The sequence below is a fragment of the Streptomyces sp. GS7 genome, assembly GCF_009834125.1.
GTDB lineage: Bacteria > Actinomycetota > Actinomycetes > Streptomycetales > Streptomycetaceae > Streptomyces.
Map to the genome: position 1 here is coordinate 4,357,435 of NZ_CP047146.1, position 12,109 is coordinate 4,369,543.

Sequence of the window (12,109 nt, forward strand, 5' to 3'; positions counted from 1 at the left end):
GTGGGGATTTTCAGGGCTCTGACCGCAGTTTCGTGAAGGTCATGGTTGGGTGAGGATGCGGGTCCGGAGGAGTTCGAACGAGGCCCGGCCATACATGGCTCGCTTGAGTGTTTTCACCCGGTTTACGTGGCCTTCGACGGCGCTGGAGCTGCAGGGCAGAGTGAGGCCGGCGGTGACGGCGTCGAGGTCCTGGCGGAGGGATCCGGCGAAGCTCTGCATGGGCTTCGGGGCGTCCTGTTCGGCCTGGCGGATCCACTGCATCAGCAAGAATCCGCGCTGGTGGCGGACGAGTTCGGCGAAGGCCCGGGCCAGGTCGCAGGCGCGGGTGATGTCTGGGCAGGCGAGCCGGACGCCGAGCAGTCGTTCCTCCTGGCTGTCGGTGAGGGTGTCGCGGGGCCGCATGATCCAGGAGGTGATCTTGCGGGGGCTCGGGATGTCGGCCCGGACCGGTGCGGCGGTGCCCGCGCGTAGGGCGGCGAGGTGCTTGCGGACGACTTGGCGGCTGCCGCGGTAACCACGCTCACGGATCTCCAGGAAGAGGCGGGTGCCGCTGGCTTGGCCCTGTGTCTCGGTGAAGCGAGCGTTGAGGTATGCCTTGAACGGTTCCAGCACGCCGTTGGGCCGGCGGTCGCGGGCGGAGGCCAGCAGCTGGTCGAGGTCGGTGTCGCGGAAGCGGCGCACGGTCTTGCGGTCGAGGTTCAGCCTCCGGGCGATGGCGCTGATCGTCCAGCCTTTCTCCACCAGGCGGTGGATGTCCTCGTAGCGGTGATGGGTCCGTTCGACGATCTGGGTGCCAGGCAGCTCGGCGGGTGGCAATAGCATCGGTGTCGACTCCGGCACGTTCGTCGCTGTCTCCTGCTCTGCATGTTTGCGGAGGCAGTCGCGGTGCTGGTGGCAGGTCTTCTCCACTGCGGCGGACAGGTTCTGAAGCAGATGCCAGCGATCAGCGACTTCCAGGGCGTCCGAGGCGGCCTCCTTGACCGCCTTCGTGTAGGCGGAAGCCCTGTCGCGGCAGATGATCTCCGCACCGGGATGGTCCTTGAGCCAGGCCGCGAACGTCTCCGACGTGCGGTCGGGCAGCACATCCACGACCCGGCTGGCCTCGACATCGACCAGCACAGTGCCGTATGTGCAGCCTTTGCGGAAGGCGAACTCGTCCACGCCCAGTACCCGCGGGGCACGGTCCGGCACCGGTGGCGATGTCAGCAACTTGAGCAGCCGGGTCCGGCCCGCGGCCATCCGCAGTTTGCGGCATAGCCGCGCGGCCGGACGGCCGCCCAGCTCCACCGCGATCGACCAGAGCCAGCCGGTCATCCCGATGCTTGACCGGCGGTACCGCTCGGTCAGCCCGCCGACTTGCTCGACGAACGTCCGGCGTGAACAGCTTGGCCGGTCGCAGAAGAACCGTCGCACCCGGAGTCGGATTGTGACTCGACGCGGTCCCAACGGCCTCTCGTCCAGGGAGCGTTGGTGCGTACTGTGCACGCGTTCCGCCCGCTTCCGGCAGTCCGGGCACCGGCCCGGACGACCCGTGGACACCGCCTCCAGCACCAGGCCGCCGGAGACATCGTTGACGCGCTCCACTCGCACATCGATCCCGGCAAACAGCACATCCTCGATCGTCTTGCTCGCCACGCCAGGGAACACCGTGCTGAAACGATCCCTCGTCCCCACCCCTGACCTGGGGATTCACGAAACCGCGGTCAGAGCCATTTTCAAAGAGCGCCGTCATATGCGAGTCATGTTGGTGACGCTTCTCCTTTGCTCTGAGCCTTGATCATTCGGCGGAGGCTGGTCCGTGCCGCGCCGAGCTCGTCTTCCAGACCGGTGACGTGGCGCTCGAGGCGGGACTTCGCGACAGTCACTTCGTGCAGGTTCGCTTCGAGGCGGGTGTTGGCCTCGGTGAGCTCCTGGACGCGGGTGGCAAGGTCCCGGGCGCCGAGTTGGTCGAGTTGTTGGCCGAGGTGGCGGCGGACGGTTTGCTGCAGCTGGTCGCGCTCGCCGCGGAGCCGGCGGATCTCTTCGCGGGCGAGTGCAAGGTCGGCGCGAAGGCCCGCAGGGCTGGCCTGAGCCGTCGTGGCCATCTGCGGTCGCGTGGACCGCTGCTGGTGGATGGCGGACTCGATGTGTTCGCGCACTCCGTCGGCGTAGGTGAGCCACGTTGAGACGTTGGCGGCGCGAGCGACGGCGGCGAAGGTGATGCGGTCGCCGTTGCGCGTCATCTCTTGGACGGCTTCCAGGACGCGAGCGGGTTTCGTGCGGCTGTCGCGACGGCGGGCCTCGCGCAGGACCTGGGCCGGTGTTCGGCTGGCCGAACCGCTGGCGGACCAAGCCGTGAGGTGAGGGTTCACGCTGGGCTCCGGTTGGCGACGGTCAGCGGCAACGTCGTGCGGCCGTGGGTTGCACGGGCTTTCCGCAGGACCGCGCTGGCTTCCTCGATCTCGGACCGTTCGTCGTCGGGCAGGCCAGCCAGCTCATTCTGCATTGTGGCGATGACCTGCTGGAATGCGGCGATCTGGTCGGTGAGGTTGCGGATGACGAAGCCGTCGACATCCATCGCCTGGGCGGTCTCGCGGTCGGCGCGAAGGGAGTTGATGTGTTCCTCGATCGCGGGGAGGTAGGACGGGTCCGGGCGATAGAAGCCGCAGCCGGAACACTGGAAGCGGATCGGGCAGGCGGTTCCGCCGGCTTTGACGTTCGACGGCTCGATGCAGTTGCCGAACGGGACCGCGACGGAGCGGGCCTCGTATCCGGTGTTGGAGCTCATCGGGGCGGGATTGCCTGCGCGGTCGATGACGTGCAGGCGCATTGTGGAGACCGCGGCGCGTTTCCGCTTCAACGAGACTGATGGTGGAGTCGGGTATTGAAACTCTCCGAATGCCCGGCTTATGAGGTGCCTCGCTGGCTGACGTCGGCTGCGTAGGCGGCCCAGTCGCCTGCTGAGAGACGCTGCCAGGCGACGGCCACGTCGATGTGGAGGCCCAGGGTGCGGGCCAGGAGCGCGGCGGGGAGCTCGGTGGCGAGTTGAAAGAGTGCGGTGCTGCGGTCCTGGTTGGGGCGGATCCCGAGCTGATTGAGCCGATTCGTCAGTTGGGTGGTGCTGATCGGGCGGCCGGGCTGGCCACCAGGGAAGAGCCACGGAGATGGGGCCAGGGCTCCGATGGTTGCGTGCCCCTTGCGGTTCGCGGCGACGTGTCGGGCCAGGGCGGCGACAGGCTCGGGGAGGTGGATGGGGGCCTGGCCGAGGTGAAGACGTACTTCCTGGGCGCCGACTTCGACGTCCTCGGTGGTGAGGCGGCTGATGGCTGCCGGTCCCTGGATGTAGAGAAGAAGGAGGAGGCCGGCGAGGCGGTCCTCCGGTTTGAGGGCGTCGTCGTGGAGGAGACGGCGTGCGATATGCCAGCGATGTTCGTCATCGAGCGGTTGGGTGGGGCCGTTCCAGCGGATGGCGGGGACGTGGACTGCGGTGAGCTTGTTGGTGCGGGCCCAGCGGATGAAGTGCCCCGCGTGGTAGCGGTGGGTTGCCGAGTCGTCGGTGAGCCACCGCTCAAGGTCCGCTTGCTGGCAAGTCTCCAATGTGAGCTCGGCGGCTGCCAACCAGCTGAGGAAGGCTATGGCTGCCCTGGTCCGCTGACGTGCGGAAATGAACTGCTGCGGAGTGAGGGGCTTGCCCGCGTTCCGTCGTCGGAGTCGCCGGACGAGGTGCCAGATCGCGTACCGATGCAGGATTTTGCGGTGCTCGGGGTCTTGCCGGGATGTGAGAAGGCCGGTCAGGAGGCGTTCGAGGCGGGCCATGTACTCGTCCCGTTGGGGCAGGGCGCCGACGCTCACGAGGACTTGCCGGAGGTGGGCGAGGGGTGGGCTGTCGGGTAGCTCGTCGAGGGCCTCGTGTGTCAGTGCTCGCCGCCCGGCTGCGAGGTCGGCAAGGACCGGAGAGACGGACGGCTTGTTCAGCCAGCGCCTGGCCGTGATGGGATGCTCGGTCGTGGCGATGTTGTTCCGGAGGGCTTCAAGACCGGGGTGAAGGACCTCGGACGGCGGGCCGAGCAGTTCGTTGAGGCGTCGGTTGATCAGGCAGCGGGCGCACTGGCCGGGGTGCGGGTAGTCGGGATCAGTGCAGGTGGGGCAGATGTGCCAGATCTCGGAAGGCGTGCAGGCCGCGCAGACGGGCTGGTCGAGGGTGCCGGAGACGATTGGCGCGGCATTTCCGCATGCCGAGCACGGCGCTGAACGGCGCTGACAGTCCGGACACCACGGTCGGCCTGTGGTGCGGGAGATGCCGCAGGGCTTCTCTTGACGGCAGATGCTGCAGGTCGTGGTGCGGAGGGAGGGGCAGCTCGGGCAGAGCGGTCCGTTCGGCGTGCGGGTGCTCACGACCTTTCGCCTGCCGCAGCTGATGCAAGTCTCCAGGTTGGCGGGGTCGTTGGCCAGGCAGTTCGGACACAGCGGCCGACCGTGGTCGTCGCGGGTGGCCGGTTCGCGTCGGGTGCCGCAGCGCGAACACTCTTCGATGCGGGACTTGGCGATGCAGTTGCGGCAGACCCGCTGGCCGTCGAGGGGCTTGCTGATGCGTACGGTTCTGTGACAGCGGGGGCAGGCAGGACGAGTGATTCCGGCGACTCCGGCGTCGATGAGCCGGTCGATCAGCCGCAGGATTACGGGGAACGGCGCGAGATGCCCGTTGCCGGTCAGCAGCGAGGAGTCGGCTTCCAGAGCCCACGCGATCTTCTGCTGGTTGGCAGGCCGCTGTGCCGAGCGGCGGACAACGTCGGCGACCACGTCCAAGTCGGCATGCGGATCCAGTCCGGCGATCACGCCGTGAATCACCGCGACGGGCTCCCGTCCGTCGATGTCCCGACACCTCACACAACGTGCTCTGCCGGCCCGGTCCCGTGTGGAGACGCGTCGGGTATTCCCGCAACCGGCGCAGGGTTCGAACGCCGTGGGCCCGCAGACTCCGCAGTACCAGTCCTGACCGCGGCGTTGGAGCGTGCGCAGGTGTTTGCCGCACTCGGCGCAGACCGGTGAGGAGGTCGCCTGGGCCCCAGCCATGCGTAGGGCAATGAGTAGGTCACCGACGGCTCGTGGGGCCGGGGACCGGCCGTCGTTTAAGACCGCGGGGCGGCGGGCCAGCGCGGCGGCGAGCATGCGGGACTTGGCCCGTCCGCCGCCGACCGTGGTGACCACGGCCCGGATCGTCTCGGGCCCGAGTTCCTTCTCAACTCGCATGATCAGGTCAGTGGCCAGGCCGATGGGGTCGGTGACAGCACGGTCATGGTCTGGGGTGGTCATGGAAGGTCAACACCCCTGATCCTGGCTCGCTTTGGGCGCAGGCCACCGAGCCCCTCTGCGGGTGCCCCGCTGCCGCCCGCGGCGGCCTTCTTCGGCTTCTTCACGGCGCCGGCCGCGGCGATCGGCTCGATGAGGTCGTCCATCGTGCAGTCCAGGATGTCGAGCAGGGCCATGAGGATCTTCAGGCTCAGCCGTTCGGGCCGCTCAACGACGAGCCGGTAGACCTGGCTGGTGGACAGCGTGATGCCGCGGTCGGCCAGCGGCGGGATAATGTCGGTGGTGGAGAACATCCCGCGGTCCGCCATGACCTTGCGCAGATGCCAGCGGTAGTCGAGTTTGCCGTCCATCCCGGTCCTCCTCATCCCGCCCCGGCGAACGCCGGGGCCAGTGCCTTGTTGAGGGCAGTGTTCATGAAGTCGTCGCTGACGTGCGTGTAGATGGCCGTGGAGCGGTCGCAGTCATGGCCGACTTGCTGCTGGATGAACCGACGGTCGACACCGTCCTCCGTGAGATGGGTTACGTATGAATGTCTGATCGAGTGTGGAACTAGCTCTTTTGGGAGTTTTAGGGCGTCTCGGTATGCCTCGAAGCGATCGTTGATGGAACCGGGCTGAAGGCGTCCTCCACGTTCGGTGACCCAAAGCGCCGGATGATCGGGGAACCCGAACCGTGGCCGGACGTTCTCGACGTAGTCGGCGACCGCCTCGACGGCCCAGTCCATCACCGACAGCACGTTCCGCCGCCGCGGCGGCTGCCCCTTCTTCGCCTTGCCATAGCGGACGTTGAGTGTGCCGTACCGGCCGAACTGCGGAGCCTTCGAGTTCCGCCCGAAGTCGACCACATCCAGCTTGGACGTCTCAGTCCGCCGCAGCCCCCAGCCGTAGATGACCTTGAAGAGTGTGGCGTCGCGGTAGGCGGCAAGGGCGCCCTTGCGCTTGGACTTCACAGCGCGGCCGACCTGGTCGTCGGCGTAGTCGAGGAACCGCTGCAGCTCTTCGCGGGTGAACGGCCTCGCTTCCGGGTCGCCCTCATAGTCCTGCAGATGGGGAAGGGTGTTCCACTCGTGGGCGATCGCCACCGGGTGGGTGCCGAAAGCTTCCTCGCAGGCCGGCCCCCATCCGTAGCGGGCGTCGATGAGGAACTCGGTGAACAGGCGAACATCGCCCTGGTAGCTGCGGATCGTGGACGGCGCCAGATGCTTCTCGCCCGTCAATGAGGCCGACCACTCGTCCATGTGGCCCGGTGCCCACTGCCACGGGTAGTCGTTCGTGAACTCGAAGAACCGGCGGACCAGCCGTTCCCGGTCGTCGACCGTCTCGTCCTGCAACCCTCGCGACTTCTGCTGAGCCCGCCAACCCCGCAGCATCGCGTCGAACATCGCGTCCTCCGGACGCAGCTGGACGACCCCGGAAACGAGCTCCAGATGAGCCGACCCAGCCAGAGCCACCTTGCGCTGATGCACCACTCCAGCCCCTCCCTTCTGGAGGGCAGATCATGCATCAGACGGGATGGTGTGGGCAACTTCCCTGTTCAGGCGGTTAGTTCGTAGTAGCGTTGGAGTACCTCAGCCTCCTGCCGTGAACTGGCGACCTGCGGATTCTCGCCCATCAGATGCAATTCCCGAGGGTTCTTGTAGTAGCCCATGGTCGTGCTGATTTGCCGGTGGTCCATGAGCTCTCTGAGCACGTCGATCGGGACGCCGGCGTCGGCGTGACGTTGGGCGTAGGAGTGCCGGAACGCGTAGGGGTAGATGAGCGTCCGGTCGAAGGGCAGCGGGCTGCCGTCCGGGCCGGTGGTGCTGGAGTCGAGCTTCGGGATGGCGTCCACCCAGCGCCGCAGATACCGCGACAGGTAACTGGGGTTGAGTTAGGGGTCGATGTGGTCCCCGGTGATCGTCGGGAAGAGATGACCCTCGCTAACCGACGGCGTCCGCAGCCGGCTGCGAACCGGCAACCATTCCTGCACGGCTTGGGCGGTCTCCCTGGTAATCGGCAGGCGGCGCCGGTGACGCTTGCTCTTGTAGTTGTCCCAGATCAGCTCGTAGTCGCCGCCGGAGTGCTCCAGGCAGTTGGAACGCAGGCTGCAGATCTCGCGTGGGCGCCGGCCGGTGTCGCGAAGCAGCACATAGGCGGTGCGGAGCACGTGCCGGACCTCGTCGTCGGTGAGGCGCCCGTAGGGAATGCCGGCGCCGAAAGTCTCCAGGTGGGCATCGAGCTGGGCGATGACCGGCTCCGGGATGGCCTTGCCGCTCTCATCCTCGTCGTCGTGTCCGATGCTATGCCGCCGCCGGCGGTGGCGAGCGAAGGCGATAGGGGCATCGGCCATCAAGCCCGTCCGGCGGCCGAAGTCGAGTAGGGCGAACAACTTGTGCGCCATGCTGCGGGCGCTGTTGCGCGTGAAGAGTTCGCCGTCCTTGCGGCGGGCACTGCGGATGGCGTCCACCGCGGCGTCCATGTCGGCGGCGGTGAGCCGAGCCGGGTCCATGACGCCGCCAGACCGCTGGTTCAAGGCGCCGGAGACGAGCACGGCGACCCTGAAGGTGTCGCGCAGGACCTCCAGCGAGGGGTCGATGTGGCGGGCTCATTCCAGCGTGAGATCCCGCAGCCATGGCTGGGCGATGGCGGTGAAGTCCAGCTCGCCGTGCGTGGACCGGGCCCGTCCTGTCTTGGACTTCCGGGACGGTGCCTTGATGGAGGGCAGGTGCCAGACGAGCTTGTCGGTGGGCTTGATGCCGCACATCTCCTCGTGGCCGATATGCACCGCGCGGTAGGTCTCGTTGATGTGCGCCGAAGCGCCGGTGCAGGTCTTCGTGTGCGCGAGCGCCATGAGCTCGCTGCGATCAGCGCCCAGCAGGTGCGGTCGGTCGCCCAGCAGGCCGGCGAGCATCCGGACCAGGGTTGGGTCGATCTTTCCGCCGCGGGCATCGCGCTGCTGAAGGGCGTAGAGCATCTCCCAGCGCATCACCGGCTGGAACGGGATCAGCGAGAACTGGTGGGCGCGCAGGAACGGTGTCTGCCGCGGAGCCCACTCCTCGACGGGTTCGTTCGGTGCGTCTCGCCGGTGCTTGGCGACGTGGTACGAACACAGCGTCTTTAGTCCCGACCGCTCTTGCTCGCATCGGGCGATTGCACAGGTCGGCAAGGTATCGGTGAGCGGCACTGGCAACAGTGCGGGCCCAGACCTCGACCTCCGGGCTGCCGCTGGTGCACCAGGCGCGATAGTGGGTGAGGCATAACCGCCGGCAGTACTTGCCGTGCGTGCAGCGTCGGCCGTCGCGCTCGACCAGACAGCGCGCCTGGTGGCGTCCCGGTGCGTACTTCCGCTCCTCGGGGACGTGGGTGTCCAGGAACGTCTCGCGGTCCAGGCCGCTGACGCGGTGCTCGCGGATACAGGACTTGCACATCCCGCGGCTGTTGCTGATCGAGGGACAGGACCGGGTCGCGCACCGCCAGCCGCCGGTGCGTTCGTTGTCCGGATCGCCATTGAAGAACCAGGAAGCAGCGTCCCACTCACCCGGCCGCCAGGCGGGGGCGACCTGGCCCTTCAGCCACTCCACCCAGCCGTTCAGGTCGGGCGGCGGGAGGCTGGGCGCCGGCGGTGCGAGTGCTGTTGACCTCGTCATCGTCGTGCCTCCCTGGTTCGCCGGGCGGTGGATTCGACCGCCTCACGCATATCGCGTTCGGTGGGGTGCAGGTAGGGCTGCATCGACGAGCGCGAGGCGTGACCCATCAGGTGCTGGGCCACGTCCTCGGGCACCCCGGAGCGGATCCAGCTCGTGGCGGCAGAGTGCCGCAGCATGTGCGGGCGGGCGGCGAACCCGGCCCGGCGGGCGAGCCGGTCGAACAGGTCCTTGGCGTTGTGGTAAGTCATCGGCCGGCCCAGTGGTGCCCGGAACAGGTTCACGAACACCATGTCGGTCATCTCGGCCGCCGCGACCTGGCCGCGTTCGTACTGGTAGTCCGCGTAGAGGCCGACCACCTGCTCAGTGACCGGGATCCAGCGAGAGTACACAGACTTCGCCAATGCCCCGTTGGGGTTCAGCCGCCGCCGCACGTGCACGTGCGGGCCAGTGACCTGGCAACCGAAGATCTCCGACCGGGCCAGGAAGTGCATGTCCTCCCGGCGCAGCCCCAAGCCCTCACCGATGCGGATCCCCGTGCACCGCAGCAGGGCCACGAGGAAGCGGTCACGGGCCCGCGGCGTGAGCTCCAACAATCGCTCGACCTGCGCGTCGGCCAGCCACTCGACGCTGTCGTCAGCCACCACAAACTTGATCGTCCGGCCGTTGACCGTGCGGTACTGCGCGTCCTCACCCGCGTCGTAGCCCGGCGGCAGAAAGGAAAGGTACTTCTGATCAGACAGTCGATCGACCACGTCGGCCGGCACCCAGCCATGCGTGGTGCCGAACCGCAGGAACTCGAACACCGTGGTCAGCACAGCGTTCGCGGACTTCTTGGTCCGGAACCGCACGGTGATGGACCGTGGCTCACGCGGCGGCAGCGGTTCGGCGATCAGCCACTGGGCGAAGCGCGCCAACGCCAGGAACGTCGGTCGGCACCAGTCGATGCCGGCCGACATGCAGTACGTCAGGTACAGCGCGACACGGCCGGCATAGACGCGCTCGGTGTTCGGCGACCGGTCCACCGCTCGCAACCCAGCAAGGTAGGCCGAGCCTTCGGTGTGGATGGTGTACGTCTCGCCGACGATCACCCGCTGGACGCTGCCGTCCGCAGGAGAGATCGCCCTCTCCGCCCTGTAAATCACATGTACCCAACGCAGCAAGGAGCTAGTGGATACCAACGAGGCACACCTGAGGGCTACGGCCCAAACCCACGTGCCAGCCCCCGACTTCGACCTAGAGATAACCGCGCCACGGCCAGGGCCTGGGCCTGTTCTCAGGGGTCTTCCCCGCGAGGATGCAAGTGGCCCAGGGCTGGCGGATCGTCATGCCGCGGATCCAGTCGCCGCCTTCGAGTGCGGCGGTCATGCGGCACGCTCCGGCAGGGCGGTGCCGGGGCGTCCGGGTCGGCGGCCGTTGACCGCCTTGACCTCGGCGTCGGCCTCGGTGCCCAGGTACGGGAAGGGCTCTTCGCCGGCCTTCACCTTGTACATGGACACGTCGGCGGAGCGCAGGACGTCGCCGAAGGGCCGACCGGGTAGGTCGACGGTGTGGGCGGCACCGATCGACACGGTGAACGGCAGCAGCAGGCCCTCGTACGGCACGGGCCGGTCCATGTGGAAGCGCAGGCCGGCGAGCTCCTGGGCAAAGTGCTCGCGCGGCACACAGACGGCTGCGCCGAACTCGTCCCCGCCCAGGCGCGCGGCCAGGCCCTGGCGGGCGGCGCTCCACTGGCGCAGCCGCTGGGCGAGGGTGACGACGACCTTGTCGCCGGCGGCGTGGCCGAAGGAGTCGTTGATCGCCTTGAAGCCGTTGCCATCGAGGACCAAGACCAGGAGGTCGCCTGCGCGGCGCCGGGCGGTGAACTGCCTTTTGCCGTGGGCGGTGAGGCCGTCGCGGCAGGGCAGGCCGGTGAGCTGGTCGCGGCGTGCGGCCTCCAACTGGCGGCGCACGCGGACGTCGTCGACGACGGCGGCCAGGGCGAGCGGCACGGCGGCCGCGGTGAGGAGAAATGTGCGGGGGCACTGCCGTAACACAGTCAGGGCAGGCATGATGGAGCTCCGATCTCGCCCTTCGGGGCGGGCATCAAGAAGGGGCGCACCCGGCTTTCCACGGCACTGGGGTGCGCCGCTTCGTCGTGTACGGGGTGTCGGTCAGCGGTCAGCGGTCAGCCGGCGTACCAGTCGGGGACGTCGCACCGGTCGCAGAACAGCTCTTCGGGCGGCTGGCCGTTGTAGACGGCCAGCAGGTCGGCGGCGCGGGCGGGGCGTGAGCACGGGCGGTCCTCGCGCTTGCGTAACCATCGCCGTACGTGGGAGTGGGCACCGGTCCGCCGCCACGAAGGGGCGCGCTCCCAGCAGACCAACCGGGCAAGCCGGGAGTCGCCAGGGCGAAGTGCCACACCGGGGGTGCATCGGTATAGCTCGGGCCTGACGAGGGGGCAGGGTGAGCCGGACATCGCCGCATCAGTAGGGTGCCGCCATCTAGCGGGGTGGAGGCGGCGACGCCGGAGGAACGGACAACCGCATGGACTATTGCGTTGGATGCAGGAGCTATCTCCGCGGAGCCGAGGTGTGCCCGACGTGTGCCCATGCACACGTTGGTGCAGCCACCGGTTACCCCCCGCCACTGCCGCACCCCCTCTACCGGAACGGCGACGCGCCGATGCCCAAGCCGCCGGTCTACGAGCACACCGGAACGCACGGGTACGACGGGGGCCCCGAGGCCACGCACGCCTACGAGCAGACTCAGGCGTACGAGCCCCTTTCTTACGAGACAGTGCCCCTTCCCGAACAGGGCGGCGAGCCCGACGGACCCGGCCCGACCGATGGAGACCTCGACCCCGACATGGCCACCGGCTTTGACGCGACTGCGGCTGCCGGTCCCAGTGACGGCAACGAGGCGTACGCCTCCCACCGAACGTCGGCAACGCGCCGCCGCGGCAAGGGCCCGCGCCGAGCGCGACGCCACAAGGGCGGCACGACCAAGCTAGCCCTCAGCGTCGCGGGTGGGATCGTATTGGTCGGCGTCGTCGCAACAGGCATATCGGGGGAACTGCTGCCCACCGGCCCAACACACGGCAAGGACACGGAGTCACAGGCGTCGGCCACGCCCGTCGGTCCGTCCGCCACCGCGCAACCCTCACCAAGCCGGACCGCGGGAGAGTCGGCTCGTCCGTCACACGCCGCGAAGCCGTCG

11 protein-coding genes and 1 pseudogene are annotated in these 12,109 nt (G+C 68.2%); all 12 read right to left on the minus strand.

What is annotated here, in order from left to right; all coding sequences use genetic code 11:
- Positions 1-39: 39 nt before the first annotated feature.
- A complete protein-coding gene (locus GR130_RS19215; RefSeq protein WP_328707562.1) occupies positions 40-1,674 on the minus strand; it encodes an ISL3 family transposase in 1,635 nt (544 codons plus the stop codon).
- Between the two features lie 65 nt (positions 1,675-1,739).
- Positions 1,740-2,351, minus strand: coding sequence for a DUF6262 family protein (locus GR130_RS19220; RefSeq protein WP_236573208.1), 612 nt, complete (start codon positions 2,349-2,351; stop codon positions 1,740-1,742).
- A pseudogene (locus GR130_RS19225) lies at positions 2,348-2,845 on the minus strand (tyrosine-type recombinase/integrase); the annotation flags it as partial. The pseudogene GR130_RS19225 and the gene GR130_RS19220, both read right to left, overlap by 4 nt.
- A gap of 41 nt (positions 2,846-2,886) precedes the next feature.
- Positions 2,887-5,292: a hypothetical protein gene (locus tag GR130_RS19230; protein ID WP_159505871.1), complete on the minus strand. Its 2,406-nt coding sequence runs from the start codon at positions 5,290-5,292 to the stop codon at positions 2,887-2,889.
- The gene (locus tag GR130_RS19235; RefSeq protein ID WP_159505872.1) at positions 5,289-5,639 is read right to left on the minus strand and encodes a helix-turn-helix domain-containing protein; all 351 of its coding nucleotides are present in this window, start codon (positions 5,637-5,639) and stop codon (positions 5,289-5,291) included. The genes GR130_RS19230 and GR130_RS19235 overlap by 4 nt, the downstream gene beginning before the upstream one ends.
- An 11-nt stretch (positions 5,640-5,650) precedes the next feature.
- Positions 5,651-6,757, minus strand: coding sequence for a tyrosine-type recombinase/integrase (locus tag GR130_RS19240; protein ID WP_159505873.1), 1,107 nt, complete (start codon positions 6,755-6,757; stop codon positions 5,651-5,653).
- Between the two features lie 65 nt (positions 6,758-6,822).
- The gene (locus tag GR130_RS19245; protein WP_159505874.1) at positions 6,823-7,119 is read right to left on the minus strand and encodes a tyrosine-type recombinase/integrase; all 297 of its coding nucleotides are present in this window, start codon (positions 7,117-7,119) and stop codon (positions 6,823-6,825) included.
- A gap of 39 nt (positions 7,120-7,158) precedes the next feature.
- On the minus strand, positions 7,159-7,818 hold the full coding sequence (locus GR130_RS19250; protein ID WP_159505875.1) for a hypothetical protein: 660 nt from the start codon (positions 7,816-7,818) through the stop codon (positions 7,159-7,161).
- A gap of 54 nt (positions 7,819-7,872) precedes the next feature.
- The gene (locus tag GR130_RS19255) at positions 7,873-8,451 is read right to left on the minus strand and encodes a hypothetical protein (protein ID WP_159505876.1); all 579 of its coding nucleotides are present in this window, start codon (positions 8,449-8,451) and stop codon (positions 7,873-7,875) included.
- A gap of 459 nt (positions 8,452-8,910) precedes the next feature.
- On the minus strand, positions 8,911-10,002 hold the full coding sequence (locus GR130_RS19260; RefSeq protein WP_201304928.1) for a tyrosine-type recombinase/integrase: 1,092 nt from the start codon (positions 10,000-10,002) through the stop codon (positions 8,911-8,913).
- A 273-nt stretch (positions 10,003-10,275) separates the two neighbouring features.
- Positions 10,276-10,962 (minus strand): GGDEF domain-containing protein, encoded by a 687-nt coding sequence (locus GR130_RS19265; protein ID WP_159505877.1) that lies wholly within the window; start codon positions 10,960-10,962, stop codon positions 10,276-10,278.
- Between the two features lie 116 nt (positions 10,963-11,078).
- The gene (locus tag GR130_RS19270) at positions 11,079-11,312 is read right to left on the minus strand and encodes a hypothetical protein (RefSeq protein ID WP_159505878.1); all 234 of its coding nucleotides are present in this window, start codon (positions 11,310-11,312) and stop codon (positions 11,079-11,081) included.
- Between the last annotated feature and the right edge of the window lie 797 nt (positions 11,313-12,109).